General features: G+C 65.7%; 20 protein-coding genes and 1 pseudogene. 11 read left to right on the top strand and 10 right to left on the bottom strand.

The annotated features are described in order from the left end of the window. Positions 1 to 61: 61 nt before the first annotated feature. Both B3E91_RS15960 and B3E91_RS15955 read right to left on the bottom strand, forming a co-directional pair. Positions 62 to 1,015 (bottom strand): putative 2-dehydropantoate 2-reductase, encoded by a 954-nt coding sequence (locus B3E91_RS15960; RefSeq protein WP_287030438.1) that lies wholly within the window; start codon positions 1,013 to 1,015, stop codon positions 62 to 64. Beyond that, entirely contained in the window at positions 1,015 to 1,398 is a 384-nt protein-coding gene (locus B3E91_RS15955; protein WP_287030437.1) for a thioredoxin family protein, read from the bottom strand. Before B3E91_RS15955 ends, B3E91_RS15960 begins: the two co-directional genes overlap by 1 nt. On the opposite strand from B3E91_RS15955, the gene B3E91_RS15950 reads away from it, so the two are divergent. Both B3E91_RS15950 and B3E91_RS15945 read left to right on the top strand, forming a co-directional pair. Continuing rightward, positions 1,397 to 1,822 (top strand): PilZ domain-containing protein, encoded by a 426-nt coding sequence (locus B3E91_RS15950; protein ID WP_287030435.1) that lies wholly within the window; start codon positions 1,397 to 1,399, stop codon positions 1,820 to 1,822. The two genes, B3E91_RS15955 and B3E91_RS15950, sit on opposite strands and share 2 nt — an antisense overlap. A gap of 155 nt (positions 1,823 to 1,977) precedes the next feature. Next, entirely contained in the window at positions 1,978 to 3,054 is a 1,077-nt protein-coding gene (locus B3E91_RS15945; RefSeq protein WP_273231558.1) for a 3-deoxy-7-phosphoheptulonate synthase, read from the top strand. Positions 3,055 to 3,112: 58 nt separating this feature from the next. On the opposite strand, the gene B3E91_RS15940 is transcribed toward B3E91_RS15945, so the two are convergent. Continuing rightward, on the bottom strand, positions 3,113 to 3,394 hold the full coding sequence (locus B3E91_RS15940; RefSeq protein ID WP_090231001.1) for a GNAT family N-acetyltransferase: 282 nt from the start codon (positions 3,392 to 3,394) through the stop codon (positions 3,113 to 3,115). A gap of 537 nt (positions 3,395 to 3,931) precedes the next feature. Between B3E91_RS15940 and B3E91_RS15935 the strand changes: the two genes are divergently transcribed. After that, positions 3,932 to 4,183 carry an Lpp/OprI family alanine-zipper lipoprotein gene (locus B3E91_RS15935; protein ID WP_090231002.1) on the top strand — a complete coding sequence of 84 codons (252 nt, stop codon included), beginning with the start codon at positions 3,932 to 3,934 and terminating at the stop codon, positions 4,181 to 4,183. Between the two features lie 111 nt (positions 4,184 to 4,294). On the opposite strand, the gene B3E91_RS15930 is transcribed toward B3E91_RS15935, so the two are convergent. The 3 genes from B3E91_RS15930 to B3E91_RS15920 all read right to left on the bottom strand — a co-directional run bounded on the left by B3E91_RS15930 (position 4,295) and on the right by B3E91_RS15920 (position 6,294). Then, on the bottom strand, positions 4,295 to 5,251 hold the full coding sequence (locus B3E91_RS15930; RefSeq protein ID WP_287030432.1) for a L,D-transpeptidase family protein: 957 nt from the start codon (positions 5,249 to 5,251) through the stop codon (positions 4,295 to 4,297). Between the two features lie 88 nt (positions 5,252 to 5,339). Then, on the bottom strand, positions 5,340 to 5,621 hold the full coding sequence (locus tag B3E91_RS15925) for a hypothetical protein (protein ID WP_273231561.1): 282 nt from the start codon (positions 5,619 to 5,621) through the stop codon (positions 5,340 to 5,342). A gap of 67 nt (positions 5,622 to 5,688) precedes the next feature. Continuing rightward, the gene (locus tag B3E91_RS15920) at positions 5,689 to 6,294 is read right to left on the bottom strand and encodes an arylesterase (protein WP_287030430.1); all 606 of its coding nucleotides are present in this window, start codon (positions 6,292 to 6,294) and stop codon (positions 5,689 to 5,691) included. A 10-nt stretch (positions 6,295 to 6,304) separates the two neighbouring features. Between B3E91_RS15920 and B3E91_RS15915 the strand changes: the two genes are divergently transcribed. The 3 genes from B3E91_RS15915 to greB are packed head-to-tail and all read left to right on the top strand — an operon-like array spanning position 6,305 to position 10,030. Then, a complete protein-coding gene (locus tag B3E91_RS15915; protein WP_287030428.1) occupies positions 6,305 to 6,988 on the top strand; it encodes an ABC transporter ATP-binding protein in 684 nt (227 codons plus the stop codon). Further along, complete coding sequence (locus tag B3E91_RS15910; RefSeq protein ID WP_287030427.1) at positions 6,988 to 9,492, top strand: ABC transporter permease; 2,505 nt, start codon at positions 6,988 to 6,990, stop codon at positions 9,490 to 9,492. Before B3E91_RS15915 ends, B3E91_RS15910 begins: the two co-directional genes overlap by 1 nt. Positions 9,493 to 9,532: 40 nt before the next feature. Continuing rightward, entirely contained in the window at positions 9,533 to 10,030 is a 498-nt protein-coding gene (gene greB / locus B3E91_RS15905; RefSeq protein ID WP_273231566.1) for a transcription elongation factor GreB, read from the top strand. A gap of 22 nt (positions 10,031 to 10,052) precedes the next feature. On the opposite strand, the gene B3E91_RS15900 is transcribed toward greB, so the two are convergent. Then, positions 10,053 to 10,361, bottom strand: a complete 309-nt coding sequence (locus B3E91_RS15900; RefSeq protein ID WP_090231009.1) for a hypothetical protein — start codon at positions 10,359 to 10,361, stop codon at positions 10,053 to 10,055. Between the two features lie 430 nt (positions 10,362 to 10,791). On the opposite strand from B3E91_RS15900, the gene B3E91_RS15895 reads away from it, so the two are divergent. Then, complete coding sequence (locus B3E91_RS15895) at positions 10,792 to 11,208, top strand: lipase secretion chaperone (protein ID WP_287030426.1); 417 nt, start codon at positions 10,792 to 10,794, stop codon at positions 11,206 to 11,208. A gap of 1 nt (position 11,209) precedes the next feature. Here the strand turns inward: B3E91_RS15895 and B3E91_RS15890 are convergent, their stop codons facing one another. Next, entirely contained in the window at positions 11,210 to 12,628 is a 1,419-nt protein-coding gene (locus tag B3E91_RS15890) for a transglycosylase SLT domain-containing protein (RefSeq protein ID WP_287030425.1), read from the bottom strand. A gap of 184 nt (positions 12,629 to 12,812) precedes the next feature. Here B3E91_RS15890 and B3E91_RS15885 point away from each other — a divergent pair, with 184 nt between their 5' ends. The 4 genes and pseudogenes from B3E91_RS15885 to B3E91_RS15875 all read left to right on the top strand — a co-directional run bounded on the left by B3E91_RS15885 (position 12,813) and on the right by B3E91_RS15875 (position 15,718). After that, entirely contained in the window at positions 12,813 to 13,649 is an 837-nt protein-coding gene (locus tag B3E91_RS15885; RefSeq protein WP_287030424.1) for a TatD family hydrolase, read from the top strand. Positions 13,650 to 13,789: 140 nt separating this feature from the next. After that, a pseudogene (locus B3E91_RS22325) lies at positions 13,790 to 14,398 on the top strand (HAMP domain-containing protein); the annotation flags it as partial. Then, positions 14,384 to 15,268, top strand: coding sequence for a methyl-accepting chemotaxis protein (locus tag B3E91_RS22320; RefSeq protein ID WP_414708279.1), 885 nt, complete (start codon positions 14,384 to 14,386; stop codon positions 15,266 to 15,268). The pseudogene B3E91_RS22325 and the gene B3E91_RS22320, both read left to right, overlap by 15 nt. Positions 15,269 to 15,370: 102 nt before the next feature. Next, positions 15,371 to 15,718, top strand: coding sequence for an Mpo1-like protein (locus B3E91_RS15875; protein WP_286784983.1), 348 nt, complete (start codon positions 15,371 to 15,373; stop codon positions 15,716 to 15,718). A gap of 12 nt (positions 15,719 to 15,730) precedes the next feature. Here the strand turns inward: B3E91_RS15875 and B3E91_RS15870 are convergent, their stop codons facing one another. Next, complete coding sequence (locus B3E91_RS15870) at positions 15,731 to 16,528, bottom strand: acyl-CoA thioesterase (RefSeq protein ID WP_287030421.1); 798 nt, start codon at positions 16,526 to 16,528, stop codon at positions 15,731 to 15,733. A gap of 105 nt (positions 16,529 to 16,633) precedes the next feature. Then, positions 16,634 to 17,539, bottom strand: a 906-nt coding sequence (locus B3E91_RS15865; protein WP_287030419.1) for a DUF4129 domain-containing transglutaminase family protein, incomplete at its 5' end; no start/stop codon positions are given.

The following is a 17,539-nucleotide window of genomic DNA, read 5'->3' as shown; positions in this document are numbered from 1 at the left end:
GAAAATGGCATGCCTCGGTCGACCGTCGACAATCCGAACCCATTCTGCTCGCAGAAAGGCGCTAGACGCGCCCCGCGCTCAGAAAGCTCAGCGCCTGATACAGCGCGCGCGTACAGGGCATGTCCTGCCCCTTGGCCTCCGCCGCGGCGAGCGGCGCTACATAGATGGCCGGCAGCTCCAGCGGGCGGCGGGACAGATGATCGTGGTACATGCTCGGCAGGTAATCGCTCATCCGTTCGGTCATGACCAGCAGCTTGTCGGCAAGACCGGGCGGCATCGCATGGCCGCAGGCCTCGGCGCCCTGCACCACCTCCAGCATGATCGAGCGAATCAGCGCGCGGCTGTCCGCTTGCCCCATGAGTGCCTCGGTTCCGGCATCGAGCAGCACCGAGAGCCCGTTGTAGGGCACGTTCCACACCAGCTTCTGCCAGCGCGCCTGGTCGAGGTTGGCCATCGCGGTGGATTCGAGCCCCGCCTGGCGGAACATTTCGCAGCCGCTTTCGAGGATCGCCTGTTGCTCGGCCGCGTCGATCGCCGGCCCCGAGTGATAGCCGAGGTTGACCCCGCCCAGGGCCTGATGCACCACTTCCCCCGGCGCACGACGGTGGGCGCAGATGTAGCAGAGCCCGCCGATCAGGTGCAGCCCTTCGGGCAACAGCGGGCGCAACGCCTCCTCGACCCCCAGGCCGTTCTGCAACATCACCACCCTGGCATCCGGCGCAGCCGCCTGAGCGATCAGTGGCGCGAGGTCGGCGTTGCTGGTGGTCTTGGCACCGACCAGCAACCAGTCGCAGGGCGGCATCTGCGCAGCCTCCCGGTAGGCCTGCACAGGGTTGAGCAGCAGTTCGCCGTGCACAGCACTATCCACCCGCAGGCCGCGCTCGCTCACCGCAGCGAACTCGCTGCGCAGCAGGAAATGCACGTCGTAGCCCGCGCGCGCGAGCATCAGGCCGTAGAAGCCGCCGATGGCGCCCGTGCCGATGATGCCGATGCGTGGACGATGGATTTCGCTCATCAGGGAAGCTCCTCTGCGGGACCGGCCAACGCCGCGTCCAGGGCTGAAACAAGGGAAGCGCGTTCGAGTCGCGCCTGCAATGCGCCAAAGAACTGGCCGTCGCGGATCACGAACAGCGCCGGCAAGTGGAAAACACCATAGCGCTCCACCAGCCCGCCATTTTCGCCAGCGTCCACCCAGCACAGGCGCTCGATGGGCAACGCCATGCCAGGCAACTCGCGACGCACCCAGCGGCAACTGGCACAACCGATGCTTGTGAATACCAGCAGCGAAATGCCGGACAGTTCGAGCAGGCGGTGATCCGCGTCGAAGTCTGTCAACTCGAGCTGGGCTCTTATACTGTCTTCAGCAGCCATCGTCGTGTCATCCCAGGAGTCGTCCATGCGCCGGTTCTTACGTCACCCCAGCGACATGCCCATCGATTTGAAGCTGCGAGACCAGGAGCGCCTGCCGCGACAGCGGCTGAACAATATCAGCCTTGGCGGGGTGGCGTGCAATTGCACGGAGCGCCTGCAGAACGGCACGCCGATCGAACTGCGCATCCCCCTGTTCGGCGACGACGCCACCTGCAACGGCGTGATCGCCTGGTGCGAAAAGGAAGCCACCGGCTACCTGGTGGGCATCACCTTCATCGACGAGGACACCCTGTTCAAGGCGCGGATGGTGCAGCAGGTCTGCCAGATCGAGCGCTATCGGCGCGAGCGCGAGGAACAGCTGGGTACCCAACTAGGCATCGAGGACGTCGCCCAGGAATGGATGAGCGCCCATGCCGAGGAGTTCTCCCGCGACAGCTTCGACCGCCACTGACGCTGGTCCGCGCAGGCGCATCGCCCATTGTCTCGCTTCCGCCTAAGCGGTAAGGTTCCGTTCCCCCCGCGCTCGACCCTCGGTGATCCGCCTCGCAGGGGAACGCGAGCGGCTCGAAAGCCGCGCTCCGACGACCCGACCTGATGAAAAGCACGATGGCTGATTTACCGATCGACGATCTTAACGTTGCCTCCAACGAAACCCTGATCACCCCTGATCAACTCAAGCGCGAAATCCCTCTCAGCGAAGCGGCTCAACGTACCGTGGCGCATGGCCGGCAGGTTATCCGCGATATCCTCGACGGCCGCGACCATCGTCTGTTCGTGGTGGTCGGGCCCTGCTCGATCCACGACATCAAGGCCGCCCACGAGTACGCCGAACGGCTGAAGGCGCTTGCCGCGAAGGTATCGGACAGCCTGTATCTGGTCATGCGCGTGTACTTCGAGAAGCCGCGCACCACGGTCGGCTGGAAAGGCCTGATCAACGATCCTTACCTGGACGACTCCTTCAAGATCCAGGACGGCCTGCACATCGGTCGCAAGCTGCTGCTGGACCTGGCGGAGATGGGCCTGCCCACCGCCACCGAAGCCCTCGACCCGATCTCGCCGCAGTACCTGCAGGACCTGATCAGCTGGTCGGCCATCGGCGCCCGCACCACGGAATCACAGACCCACCGGGAAATGGCTTCCGGCCTGTCCTCGGCAGTCGGCTTCAAGAACGGCACCGACGGCGGCCTGACCGTGGCGATCAACGCGCTGCAATCGGTTTCCAGCCCGCACCGTTTCCTCGGCATCAACCAGCAGGGCGGCGTCTCCATCGTCACCACCAAGGGCAATGCCTACGGCCACGTGGTGCTGCGCGGCGGCAACGGCAAGCCGAACTACGACTCGGTGAGCGTGGCGATCTGCGAACAGGAACTGACCAAGGCGAAGATCCGCCCGAACGTGATGGTCGACTGCAGCCACGCCAACTCCAACAAGGACCCGGCGCTGCAGCCGCTGGTGATGGACAACGTCGCCAACCAGATCGTCGAGGGCAACAGTTCCATCGTCGGCCTGATGGTGGAAAGTCACCTGGGCTGGGGCAACCAGTCGATCCCGAAGAACCTGTGCGACCTGAAGTACGGGGTGTCGATCACCGATGCGTGCATCGACTGGGACACCACCGAGAAAACCCTGCTGGGGATGCACGCGAAGCTCAAGGACGTGCTGCCCAAACGCCAGCGCGGCTGAGCGGTCGGGAAATGAAAAACGCCGGGCATTGCCCGGCGTTTTCGTGTCTGGACCCGCTTCACTCCTTGGCTTTGAGCTTCTCCTGACGCTCCATGTAGCGCTCGACGTAGGAGCAGGAAGCGATCACCGAATAGCCGATGCGCTCGGCGTAGGCCAGCGCGTGCTCGGTCAATGCCAGGGCGATACCGCGTCCACGCAGGGCGTTGGGGACGAAGGTGCGGTAGATGTCCAGCGTCTGTTTACCCAGGTCCATGTATGCCAAGTAGGCTCGATTACCATCCACGATGATCTCGAACTGATGAGCCGTCTGGTCATGCCGGATGGATAATGCCTCGCTCATTGCTTACTCCTCGGCGGACCTCGTGGGCGGGTCCGAATCTTATTGATCTTATTCTGGCGGAGACTGTGACCGGTCGTTGCCACTTCGACAGGCGTTGATGCCTCGGCGTTCTGGCTTTGTAACACTCCGATGCCGGCCAAGTGAATAGTCGATATGCCCGACGGTGCACTCGACAGTACGCGGGAGGATCACGGCGACCCTCCGCGGAGTTGTACCGGGGGCGTTTTCAGGACTGGAGAGATCGCTCGGCCAGTCTGACGTGCTGGAGAATCCCTGGCTATTGCCTATTAGGCGAATGAAAAGTGTCATCGCCACATAGTGTCCGCGGACTGGGCGGATATCTGGGAAGAACACCAGCTGGTTGTTTTTTATACAAAAAAAGGCGCCAAGAGCATTCTCTGCGCAACTTCTTCAAAAAACTACCTATACCTTGCGCTTGCCGCGTTTACTTGGCCCAAGTTATAGGTAACATATAGCCCGCAAATTTCCTGGTTCGGGAAATTGCTTGAATAGATTGTCCACCTTAAGGGGAACACGATGAACAACGTTCTGAAATTCTCTGCTCTGGCTCTGGCCGCAGTTCTGGCTACCGGTTGCAGCAGCGTCACCAAAGAAACTGAAGCCCGTCTGACCGCCACCGAAGACGCCGCTGCTCGCGCTCAGGCTCGTGCCGACGAAGCCTACCGCAAAGCCGACGACGCCATGGCCGCTGCTCAGAAGGCTCAGCAAACTGCTGACGAAGCCAACGAGCGCGCTCTGCGTATGCTGGAAAAAGCCAGCCGCAAGTAATAGTCTCCGGACTATCGAAGCCGACCCCTGGGTCGGCTTTTTAATGCCCGCGATTTGCCCAATAAAAAGCCCCGCCGGCAATGCACGGCGGGGCTTTTTTTGTCAGAGAGATCACTGAACGCCGGGAAGGCTCGCGGCGTGCAGGACGCTCTCGGCGACTTCGATCGGCAGGCCGTCTTCGGCCGCCACCACCTCGCGAACGATTTCCCAGTCCATCTGCTGGTTGGCGGCGATGTCCTGACGCTGCAGCAGCGTGTTAATCACCGCGGTGTGCTTGTCGACGTGCGAAGGGTCACCGTGGTCATCCAGTGGCTGATGGGCTTCGAGATAGATCTTTCCGCCGCTGACGCCGAACTTGTAGGGCTCGTTGATGATGCGTACCGGCGTGCCCACCGGCGCCATCTTGGCCAGCTCCAGCACGTTCTGGTTGAGCATGCGGAAACAGCCGTGGCTGACGCGCATGCCGATGCCGAACTTCTTGTTGGAACCGTGGATCAGGTAACCGGGCAGGCTCAGGCTGAACTTGAACGGACCCAGCGGGTTGTCCGGTCCCGGCGGCACCACCGCCGGCAGCGGGTCACCCTCGGCGGCGTGTTCGGCGCGGATCGAGGCCGGCGGATACCAGGCCGGGTTGGCGGTCTTGGCGGTCACCTTGGTCAAGGTGATCGGCGAACCCCAGCCCTCGCGACCGATGCCCAGCGGGTAGGTGTGCACCACGTTCTCACCTTTCGGGTAGTAGTACATGCGGTACTCGGCGAGGTTGATGACGATGCCTTCGCGCGGACCGGGCGGAAGGATGAAGCGCGTCGGCAGGATGATTTCGGTGCCGGCGCCCGGCAGCCACGGGTCGACACCGGGGTTGGCGGCGACCATTTCCAGGTAGCCGAGGTCGTTGGCCTCGCCGACGTCGGCGAAGGTGTCCTCGTATTTGGCGGTGACCACCTGAATCTGCCCGACCACGTCCTCACCCGGCGGCGGCAGGGGCAGCTCCAGTGCGAAGGCGGAACCCGCGACACTCAGCGCGGTGACGAACAATGAGCAGGCGACCGCAGGAACGCGCGACGACATCCGAAAAATCCTTGAGGGGTATGACGGGAAAGAGGCGAAATTGTACACGCAGGCCTCTGCCTCGGGGAGTCCTCGGGGCGGCCCGACCTCAGGCCATCGGCCATTCGGGGCGGCTACCGCGCCGGTGCTGCTGCAGCATGGCCTTGCAGTGCACGCACAGGCGCCGATCGTGCAGCGCGGCCCTTTCCATGCTCCGCCAGCGCGGCATGGCCGGCAACAAACCACCGCACAGGGTGCGATCGGCATGCCCGCTCAATTCGAGTTGGCGTTCGACGATATGCAGGCGTATCTCGCGACAGGCGAACAGGTCGAGCTGTTCGTCCGGCTCGATCAGTTGATAGGCATGCAGAGACCAGGCGGGACGCGGCATCGGGGGCTCCAGAACGGGGCCGCCACCTTAGCCGAAAGGCCCCGCGCGGAAAAGATGGCGCCGCGCGTTAAAGCAGCGGTTCCAGGGTCGGCCAAAGGTTGTCGAGCATGCGCGGCTGACCCACCGCCGCCGGATGGATGCCGTCCGCCTGCATCATCCCCGGCACGCCGCCGACGCCTTCGAGGAAGAACGGCACCATCGGCACCTTCTCCTGCTCGGCCAGCGTCGCGAAAACCTGCTCGAAGTTGCGGTTGTAGCGCCCGCCATAGTTCGGCGGCAGGCGCATGCCCAGCAGCAGCACGCGAGCACCACTGGCCTTGGACTTCTCGATCATGGCGGCAAGATTCTGTTGCAATTGCAGGGGGGGCTGGCCGCGCAGCCCGTCGTTGCCGCCAAGCTCGATGATCACCAGCTCCGGCTTGTGTTCGGCGAGCAGCGCGGGAAGCCTGGAAAGCCCGCCGGCGCTGGTGTCGCCGCTGATCGAGGCGTTCACCACCTGATGATCCACGCCCTTCTGCTGCAGGCGTTTTTCCATCAGGGCGACCCAGCCCTGGCTGGTATCCAGTCCCAAACCCGCGCTGATACTATCGCCGACGACCAGCAGGGTGCCGGCAGTCGCCCCTTGGGCCCACAGCAGCAAGGCGATGGCGGTACCGAAAAACCACGTAGGCATTGGATTCTCCATGAGCGCAAGCATTCTCAAAGCGCAGAACCTTAGCAAAGTGGTCCCCAGCGCGGAAGGCGCGCTGACCATCCTCCACGACCTCTCCCTCGATCTTCAGCCCGGCGACAGCATGGCCATCGTCGGCAGCTCCGGCTCCGGCAAATCGACCCTGCTCGGCCTGCTCGCCGGGCTCGATCTGCCCAGTTCAGGTGAAGTGACGCTGGCCGGGAACAGCCTCAACGATCTAGACGAAGACCAGCGCGCCCAGGTGCGTGCCGATCACGTCGGGTTCGTCTTCCAGTCGTTCCAATTGCTCGACAGCCTGAGCGCGCTGGAGAACGTGATGTTGCCGCTGGAACTCGACGGCCGTCGTGATGCCCGTGAACGCGCCCGCGACCTGCTCGACCGCGTCGGCCTGGGCCAGCGTCTCACCCACTACCCACGGCAGCTTTCCGGCGGCGAGCAGCAGCGCGTGGCGATTGCCCGCGCCTTCGCCGCCGAACCGGATGTGCTGTTCGCCGACGAACCCACCGGCAACCTGGACAGCCACACCGGCGCGCACATCAGCGACCTGCTCTTCACGCTGAACCAGGAAAACGGCACCACGCTGGTCCTGGTCACCCATGACGAACGCCTGGCGCAGCGCTGCCGCAGCGCGATCCGCCTGGAGGGCGGCCTACTGGTGGATCGTCGGGAGCCCTGATGAAACGCCTGCCCCTGACCCGCCTGTTCGCCCTGGCCTGGCGCCAGTCGCTGCGTGATGCCCGTGCCGGGGAATTGCGCGTGCTGTTCTTCGCCTTGCTGGTCGCCGTGGCGGCGAGCAGCGCCATCGGTTATTTCGGCGCCAGGCTGAACGGCGCCATGCTGATGCGCGCCACCGAATTTCTCGGCGCCGATCTGGTACTGCGCGGCTCCTCGCCGGCGTCCCCGGAGCAGGTCGAGGCCGGCACTGCGCTCGGCCTGGACCACGCCCAGGCAGTGGAATTCTCCAGCGTGATCGCCACGGACAGCGGTATCCAGCTGTCCAGCGTCAAGGCGGTGGACAGTGCCTACCCGCTGCGCGGTGAACTGAAGAGCGCCGCCGAGCCCTACACAGAGGAACGCGCCGGCGGCGGCCCGAAACCCGGCGAAGCCTGGGTCCAGAGCCAGTTGCTCGCCGCACTCGACCTGAAGATCGGTGACTCCATCGACGTCGGCGAGAAGACTTTGCACCTGACCCGCGTGCTGACCTACGAGCCGGACAGCAGCGCCGACTTCTACAGCCTGACGCCACGCGTGCTGATGCACATCGACGACCTCGCCGCGACCGGCATCATCCAGCCCGGCAGTCGCGTGCGCTACCGCGAGCTCTGGCGCGGCGACAGCCAGGCGCTGGCGCGCTACCGCGATGCGGTGACCCCGCAACTGCAGCCCAACCAGCGCCTGGAAGATGCCCGCGACGGCAATCGCCAGATCGGCAATGCCCTCGGTCGCGCCGAACGCTACCTGAACCTCGCCAGCCTGGCAGCCGTGCTGCTCGCCGGTGTCGCGGTGGCGCTGTCCGCCGCACGCTTCGCCGCGCGGCGCTTCGATGCCAGCGCGCTGCTGCGCTGCCTCGGCCTGTCGCGCCGCAGCACGCTCGGCCTGTATGCGCTGCAACTGGCGCTGGTCGGTCTGCTCGCCTGCACGCTTGGCGCGCTGCTCGGCTGGCTGGCCCAGTACGCGCTGTTCCATCTGCTGCGCGGCATGCTGCCAGCCACCCTTCCAGGAGGTGGCGTGTGGCCGGCGCTGGCGGGGATCGCTACCGGCATGGTCGCCCTCGCCGGCTTCGCCCTGCCGCCATTGGCGGCACTCGGTCGCGTTCCGCCGCTGCGCGTGCTGCGCCGCGACATGCTTCCGGTGGCCCCGAGTTCCTGGTTCATCTACGGCGCCGCCTTGCTCGCCCTTGGCCTGATCATGTGGCGGATGAGCCTCGACCTGATGCTCACCTTCGCCCTGCTCGGGGGCGGAATCGCCGCGGCGCTGTTGCTCGGCGGCCTGTTGTTGCTGGCGATGCGCGGACTCCGTCGGCTGCTGGCGAAGGCTTCGCTGCCCTGGCGACTGGGTCTTGGCCAGTTGCTGCGCTATCCGCTCGCCGCGGCCGGCCAGGCGCTGGCCTTCGGGCTGATCCTGCTGGCGATGTCCTTGATCGCGCTGCTGCGCGGCGAGTTGCTGGACACCTGGCAGAACCAGTTGCCGGCGAACGCGCCGAACCACTTCGCGCTCAACGTGCTGCCCGCCGACAAGGATGCCTTCGCCGCACGCCTTGCCGAGCTGTCGCCGCATCCGGCCCCGTTGTTCCCGATCATTCCCGGTCGCCTGCTGACGATCAACGGCGAGCCGGTGCGCGAACTCGTGAGCAAGGACACCCAGGGCGATCGCGCGGTGCGCCGCGACCTCAGCCTGACCTGGGCGCAGGACCTGCCCAGCGACAACACGCTCACCGCCGGCACCTGGTGGGACGCACTACCGGCCGGCGGGCTGCCTGGCCTGTCGGTGGAAACCCAGCTGGCCGAAAGCCTCGGCCTGAAACTTGGCGACCGTTTGCGCTTCAACATCGGTGGGCTGGAGCGCGAGGCCCAGGTCACCAGCCTGCGCGACGTGCATTGGGACAACTTCCAGCCGAACTTCTACATGATCTTCCAGCCCGGCACGCTGCAGGATCTGCCGGCCACCTACCTGACCAGCTTCTATCTGCCGCCCGGCAACGACAAGGCGCTGGTCGGGCTCGCCCGGCAGTTCCCGGCCGTAACGCTGCTGCAGGTCGAGGCGCTGCTCGCGCAGTTGCGCAGCATCCTCGCGCAGGTCACCGCGGCGGTGGAGTTCGTCCTGCTGTTCGTTCTCGCCGCCGGTCTCGCGGTGCTCTTTGCCGGCCTGCAATCGACGCTGGACGAGCGTATCCGCCAGGGCGCGCTGCTGCGCGCGTTGGGCGCCAGTCGGTCGCTGCTGCTGAAGGCCCGCCGCGCGGAGTTCGGCCTGCTCGGCGGCTGCGCGGGCGTGCTCGCCGCGCTCGGCTGCGAACTGGTCAGCGCCCTGCTCTACCGGCTGGTCTTCGACCTGCCCTGGCATCGGCATCCGTGGCTGCTGCTGTTGCCGATGATCGGTGCGCTGCTGGTTGGCGGCGCCGGCGTGATCGGCACCCGTCGCGCACTGAATGCCAGCCCGCTGACCGTTCTGCGCGAGGGTTGAGCTTGCTAGACTCCGCGCCCCAACCCTCGCCACGAACCCCATGAGCCGCTATCGCCCACCGCGCACCGCCGGAACCCCACTGATCACCCCCGAAGGCGAGGCACGCCTGCGCGCCGAACTGCACGAGCTGTGGCACGTGCGTCGGCCGCAGGTCACCCAGTCGGTGAGCGAAGCCGCCGCGCAGGGCGATCGTTCGGAAAACGCCGAGTACACCTACGGCAAGAAGATGCTGCGCGAAATCGACAGCCGCGTGCGCTTCCTGACCAAGCGCCTGGAAAGTCTCAAGGTGGTGGATGCGCGCCCTGCCGATGCCGGCAAGGTGTATTTCGGCGCCTGGGTGACGCTGGAGGACGAGGATGGCGTCGAGTCGCGCTACCGGATCGTCGGCCCGGACGAACTGGACCTGAAGCAGAACCTGATCAGCATCGATTCGCCGCTGGCCCGCGCGCTGGTCGGCAAGGCGCTGGACGCGGAAGTCAGGGTCCATACCCCGACCGGCGAGAAGACCTGGTACATCGTCGCCATCGACTATCCGTGAGCACGCGGCGAACTCGTTGACCTCAGCGCCGGGTGATCAGTCCCTGCCGCGCGACGCGGGTCAGTTCATGTATGCAGGCTTCCAGGTTCTTCGCATCCGGCGCAGGTAGCACCGCGAAATCGAAGCTGTCGCTGGCGAGGTCGGCCAGGGATTCGTCGGCACGCACGAACTGGATGAGGAAGTTGCAGGCCTTGTTGCGATCCTTCGGCCAGCCATCGAGGTAGCGCAGCAGTCGCGGCTGGTTGTCGCCGGCGAGAAGGATCTTGGGGTTGCGCGGCAGCAGCCTCGAGGTGATCGGGGCCAGGCGCAGATTGGAAGGAGAAGGAATCACGTCTATTAATCTCTGCCTCGGGGTCCGCTGGGCAGCGGCGAGAGGCATCACCGAACCAGCGCTTTAGCGGTATTTCGAAGCCTTCGGCCCCCGGCGCCCCGCAAGTAGCTGACTAAATCGGCGCAGGGGTGAAATGCTAGAGAACCGCGCCCGCCACTGTCAACCGCCGGACGACCCGCAGGTCACCCTGAACCATCGGGCGTTAACCAAAGCGGCGCATACGCGGGTAATGCTGCAACCCTCGCCGCACATGGCGTTCCACCTCGTAACAACCGGTTGTCTGGCGCGCGGCCTGGCCAGCATTTGGCCATGCCGCCAGGGACCGCGTCATAGAGGCATCGGGCCTTAAAACACGCCACGTGGCACGCATCCTGCGATGCCAGGGTGGCAGACGCGCCATGGGGACGCGTCGCGAAATCGGTCGCCATCCATGAAGAAGCACCTCAGCGTCGCTTCGCCAGCGGAGCATCGCCCTTATCGAACGGCGCCAAGATTTGCGCTTGCCTCCCGCGCGAAACCGACGGCCGCTCGCCGCCTTCTGCCGGTGTTGCTGCTGACTGCGGTGTGCCTGGCCGCCACGCTGCACTCCGCACCCTTGCAACAGAACAGCGGGGGCCTGTCGAACGCCGAGCAGCGTGCCGAGCTCGAACAGGCTCAGCGCTGGGATCACCGGCTGCAGTCGTTTCGCAAATCGAAGGCGCGTATCGAGCTGAACGAGCAACTCGATCAGGGAGAACGCGCGGTGGCGATCCGGCGACTGGCCGAGGCGTCCTTCGCCGCCGACGAGATACGCTGGCTGGAAGCGTCCGAGCAACTCGCCTTGGCCCGTAGCGGCGGTAATCGCTGAGTCAGTTGGCGCTCAGCGCGGTGCGCCGCGGCTCCAGCCGTTCGCGCTCGCGCTGGTAGGCGAGGAAATACTTGTTTACCGCATTCACGTAGCTGACCACGCCCATGCCCACCTGCTCGGCGGCCACGCGCTCCACCTGGAAGAACCACTGATTGGGGTTGAGCCCGCGGCGCTTGGCTTCCGCACGCAGCCCCTGGACCCTTTGCGGGCCGAGGTTGTAGGCGGCGAGCACGAACGCCATCCGCTCGCGCTCATCGAGCCTGCCACTGTTGAAGTACTGGCGGCGCAGCATCGCCAGGTACTTCGCACTCGCCTGCACGTTGTTGTCCAGCGACTGCACATTGTCGACCCCCACCGTGCGTGCCGCCGCCGGAGTGATCTGCATCAGCCCCACCGCGCCGCTGGCGCCACGCGCTGCCGGGTTGAGGGTCGATTCCTTGAACGCCAGCGCAGCAAGGCTCAGCCAGTCGAACTCATGCTGATCGGCGTAGCGCTGCAGCACCGGACGCACCTTCTCCAGGCGCTGCCGCTCGCTGCGCGCCAATGGATCGTGTACCTGGTAGAGCCTGCGATAGACACGCTGGAACGTGGCGTCGCCGTTCGCCGGTGCGCGATAGCCCTGCAGGAAGCGATCGACGCTGGCGCGCAGCATGGGCGCATCGTGGCTGGCGAACCACGCCACCTGGCCCTCGTCGCCCAGCGCGATGTTGCGGTCGACGCGCAGCTTCGGCAACACCTTGGCCCAGCGCTCGGCAATCGGGCGTTCGACCACGGTGAGCGGATAGATGCCGGCCTGGACCATCTCCAGCACGTCCTCCACCGCCAGCGACGGGTCCACCCATTCGATGAGGATCGGCTTCTGCTTGCGCCGGGCCAGCTCCTGATTCACCTTGCCCAGCGCCTCCCCGGCCGCGCTGCCGGCGGGCAGGACGACGGTGCGCCCGGCCAGCTGGTCGACCCGTTGGTAACGGCGATTGCCCGCGCGCGCGACCAGCACCAGAGGCACCTTGTCGATGACCGCGGTACTGGCGCTGACGCCACGCTCGTTGCGCACCCCCATCAGTTCGCCTGGCACAACCAGGTCGCCCTCGCCGCGCTGCAAGGCACCGAACAACTGATCCTTGGCCCGCGGAATCAGCTTAAGGCTGAGCGTCCTGCCATCGCGGGCGTTACGATTGAGGTATTGCTCGAAGGCCCGCAGGCGGTTGTACTCCACGCCGATGGACTCTCCGGCGACCTCGCCGGAGGTGTTGCGGCTCTGGTTCACCAGCACGCGCAGCACGCCGCTGCGGCGTATATCGGCGAGATCGCGCACGTCGCTCTGCGGCTGCCAGTTCTCGGCCTGACCCGCCAGGCGCGCTGCGGCAGGCAGCGGAGCCAGGGCCAGAAGGCCGAGAAGAAGGAGCAACGCTCGCGTCATCGGATCTCCCGGCCGGAACGCCTGCATGCAGGGGCTCCAGCCGTCCAGGAATGAGAGACTGTCGGCGGCCGTAGCCGCCCACTCGATCGGCGAGAGTCTCACAGGCCGTGCAAAGGCGCCAGCCCGACAGGGCAAAGCACATTAAGTAATATTCTTATCACTATGTTTTTATTGAAGATATTAGATGAGTAAAGATCCTGATACGCGGCCCCACGAGCTGATCGACATCGGCGTCAACCTGACCCATCCGAGTTTCGCGAGTGACTGTGAAGCCGTGCTGGATCGCGCCTACGAGGCCGGTGTGAGCCAGTTGGTGCTGACCGGCACCAGCGTCGAGGAGAGCGAAAAAGCGCTGCTGCTGTGCGAGACGCTCGACCCGGATGCCGTTCGCCTGTTCGCCACCGCCGGCGTGCACCCGCACGACGCCAGCCAGTGGTCCGCCGACAGCGCGAGCCAGCTGCGCGTGCTGCTCGGCGATCCGCGTGTGCGCGCCGTCGGCGAATGCGGGCTGGACTTCAACCGCGACTTCTCCCCGCGGCCGCAGCAGGAAAAGGCGCTGGAGGAGCAGCTGTCCCTCGCCGTGGAACTGAACCTGCCGGTGTTCCTGCACGAACGCGACGCCAGCCAGCGGCTGCTGGAAATCCTCCGCGACTATCGCGATCGTCTGCCCGCCGCGGTGGTGCATTGCTTCACCGGCGAGAAACGCGCGCTGTTCGGTTATCTCGACCTGGATCTGCACATCGGCATCACCGGCTGGATCTGCGACGAACGCCGCGGCCTGCACCTGCAACCGCTGGTGCGCGAAGTGCCCCGCGGCCGCCTGATGCTGGAGAGCGACGCGCCCTACCTGCTGCCACGCAGCCTGCGGCCCAAACCCAAGAGCAACCGAAACGAGCCAGGCTATCTCGGCGAAGTGCTCGGCGTGGTGGCGCGCCACCGCGAGGAGTCGCCAGCGCTCCTGGCGGAGCACAGCAGCGCTTGTGCGCGAGAGTTTTTCCGCCTTCCGCTGCCGCCGAGATAAATCGGTCGCTATCCTCAAGCCTGAGGTTTAGCCGCCGTTAACCTGTCATGACGGCTTGACCATCGTCAGCAGCCAACGAGCCATTGCTGGCAAAATACTGGCACTGCCAATCGATCAGTTTTGAATAGAAGAAGAACGCCATGGGTGTCTGGATTCGCGACCTTTCTCTGAAGTACAAATTCTGGGCGCTCAATGCAGTGTCGTTCCTCACCACCTTGCTGGTGGTGCTCTACGCGATGCACCTGGAACAGGGTGGTCGCAGCGTCGACGCGCAGCGCCATGCCCAGGAGCAGGCCCGGATCGTCGCCAGCTGGCCGGCGCAGCAGCCCCTGCCTACCTCTTCCAGCCTGCTGAGCTTCAGCAAGGACGCGCCGCCCCGCCTGGAGAACAACCTCGGCGCCGAACTGACCCGCGCCAACGGCTGGATCGAATTGCCGCACGATTCGTTGTTCGGCGACCAGCCGTTGATCGGCGCCCAGGTGATCGACCTGAATGGCGCGCGCGTCGCGCTGCTGGCGCGGGCGCCGAGCCTGCTGGATATCTTCATCGAACGCGCTCCGGCCTATGCCATTGCCGTGGCCGTGCTGATGCTGCTGTTGCTGGCCGCCTCGCAACTGCTCATCCGTTTCCTGCTCAGCCACCTGAACATGCTCAAGGACGTGATGCTGCACGTCGAAAGCAGCGGCGATCTGTCTGCCCGCGTGCCGCTCGAAGGCAAGGACGAGGTCGGCCGCATGGCCAGCGCCTTCAACGCCATGCAGGCGGGTTACCAGCGTGTAGTCTGCACCGTCGCCCAGGCCGCTTCGCGCCTCGACGAGGGCGCGGGCAGCCTCGCCACCAGCATGAGTGAGGTGCGCCAGGGCATGCTCGGCCAGCAGAGCGAGACCGACCAGGCCGCCACCGCGATCAACGAGATGTCCGCCACCGTTCACCACATCGCCCAGCACACCGCCGACACCCGCGATCAGTCGCGCTCGGCCGACCAGTTGGCCGGCGCCGGGCAGAATGTTGTAGGCCGGGTCAAACAGTCGATTTCCGGGCTTTCCACCGGCGTACAACAGACCGCCGAGATGATTCAGCAGCTGGCGGCCGACAGCCAGAAGATCAGCAGCGTGGTCAGCGTTATCCACGGAATCGCCGAACAGACCAACCTGCTCGCCCTCAACGCCGCCATCGAGGCCGCACGCGCCGGCGAAATGGGCCGCGGCTTCGCCGTGGTCGCCGACGAAGTGCGCAACCTGGCCAAGCGCGTCCAGGACTCCACCGACGAGATCACCAACATGATCGGCGCGCTGCAGTCTGGAACCCGCGACGCCGTCGAATTCATGCAGGAAAGTTCGCTGAAGGCCGATGACTGCGTGAAGCTGGCCAACGATGCGGGCGAGGCGCTGGAGGCCATCACCCAGGCCGTTGCGCAGATGCGCGACAGCAATACCCAGATCGCCGTCGCCGCCGAGCAGCAGAGCCAGGTCGCCGAGGAAATGACCCGTTCGGTAGTGGGCATCCGCGACGTCACGGAACAGACCGTGCAGCAGACCGTCTCCTCCGCCGCCACCAGCAGCGAAATCGCCTCGCTGGCCGGCGAGCTGAGCCGTGCGATCCGTCAGTTGAAGCTCTGAGCCTTTCCGCATAACTGCCTATGGCCTCCATAGGCAGTCCTCATTCGCCGCCCGGCATGGCCGCACCCTAGACTTCAGGCATCTCTTCAAGGAATGCCGACCATGGGCCTGCGCCTGCACTACCCGTCCCGCTCGACGCCGGACTACGCCGCCACTCACCGTCACCCGACCAACCTGCTGCTGCACCTGATCGCCGTGCCGCTGTTCATCGTCGCCAGCCTGCTGTTGCTCGCCGGGTTGCTGGGCGCGAGCCTGTTGCCGGTGGTGCTGGGGGTGATCGGGCTGGTCGCCGCGCTGGCGCTGCAGCGCCAGGGGCACAAGCGGGAGGAACAATCCGTGGAGGCCGATCAGGAATGCCTGCAGGAGGTTCTGCTGGAGCAGTTCGTGACCTTTCCGCGCTTCCTTCTGAGCGGCGGCTGGTGGCGTGCCTGGAAGCGTCGCCGACCCTGAACGCGCGACCGCTCAGCCAAACACCGTGACGGTTTGCCGGCTCAACGCGACCAGTTCGCCAGCGGGTGTCCACAGTGCAGCGGCGACGTGCCCGTAGCCGTCACGGGCATGTTCGATTTCGGCGCGGTACAGGCACCAGTCGTGGGTGGTCAGCGGCGGTATCGGCTGGACGAATTCGATGGTCCAGGTCAGCGAGCTGCCCGGCACCGGGCTGCGCAGGTGGGAAAGCGGCGCCGGCGGCCAGGCGTCGACGAGCGCCAGCAGGTGCGCCTCGTTCACCGGCAACTCATCGATCTCACCGCGCAAACGCACCCAGCCGCCCATTTCCCGAGACGGATTGTTGCTGAATGGAAAGCCGCCGAGTCCCCAGCGCATCGACAGGTGACGGCCGAATTCCGGTGTGATCCCCTTGATGTAGGGCAGCTCCGGGCACTCCTCGACCGGTTTCATGGCCGGAGCCGGCAATGCCGGAACATTCACCGCGGACTCGCGGGACGCGCCGAAGCTGCCCTGGACCAGCGTCACCACCTGGCCATCCTGAACGGCGCGACCGAGCACCTGGCTCACTGCCTTGCCCTCACGCAGCACCTCCGCCTCGAAGCGCACCGGCTTCTCGCAGACCAAAGGGCCAACGAAGGTGATCGCCAGCGATCTCGGCGGCCGGCCTTCCGGCACTTTCGCCCGCATCGCCTCGTAGACCAGCGCGGCCGCCAGCCCGCCGAAGCCGGCGCGGCCCTGGCCCCACTCCTTGGGAACCTGGATGTTGTTCGGGTCCGTGCGTACAGCCTGGATCAGTTCGAACAGGGTCATGCTCACCTCATCATTGCACTGCGACCTGGAAAGGGATGCATCTTAGGGGATGGATGCGGGCGGCAGACAAGGCTGAAGCGCCAATTGCGCTGGCTGATCGGCGCTTCAGCGGGTGCTGCGGGTGAACCGCCAGGGCAGGCGCCGACGCAAGCCGGTGAGTGCCTGACGCAGTTCGCCGACGGCGGCGGGCCTGCCGGCATAACGCTGCGCCTCGTAGATGCGAAGGAACGCGCGGATGCTTTCGGCCTGTTGCGGCAGCGCCGTGGCGGCACGCTCGGCGAATGCACGCGGCCCCTCGCCCCGCGCCCGGCGCAAGCCGTGGCGCGCCAGCAGACGCTCGAAGCCCAGAAACACCCGCTGCTGCGGATCGCGTTCGCGACGCCAGGGTTTCAACAGCCCGAGCGCCACCGCCGACAGAATCAGCCCACCGCCACCGATCAGGGCAATCAGCAGCAGACGTGTATCGAAGGCGCCGAACCATCGCTGCAACAGATTGGCCTGCTCCTCGCCCTGGTACGCCAGCACCCAGCGCTGCCAACCGTAGTTCAAGTTGTCCCAGGACAGGCGCAGCTGGTTCATCCAGCCGATTGAGCGGTAGCGCAACGCGGAGAACGGCGAGCCTTGCAGGAAGCTGCGCTCTCCGGCCACCGCCTCCTCCAGGCCCTGTTCGATACGGGTCGGGGCGACCTGGAACGTGGGATCGACGCTCACCCAGCCGCGTTCGGGAAGCCAGTACTCGACCCAGGCGTGGGCGTCGAACTGGTGGACCGAGATGTAGTTGCCGGCCGGATTCACCTCGCCGCCCTGGTAGCCCGCCACCACGCGTGCCGGAATGCCGGCCGCGCGTAGGACGAAGGTCATGGCGCCCGCGTAGTGCGCGCAGAAACCGCGGCGGGTATCGAAGAGGAACGCATCGATGCCATCCACACCGGTCGGCGGCGGTTTCAGCGTGTAAACGTAGGGTTCCTGATTGAAATGCTGCAGCAGCGCCTGCACCAATGCCTGCGGGTC

It is taken from the genome of Pseudomonas sp. UBA6310, from assembly GCF_002438225.1.
Lineage (GTDB): Bacteria > Pseudomonadota > Gammaproteobacteria > Pseudomonadales > Pseudomonadaceae > Pseudomonas_O > Pseudomonas_O kuykendallii.
The sequence above is the reverse complement of the archived record's forward strand: the minus strand, read 5'-3'. Positions and strand labels throughout refer to the sequence as shown.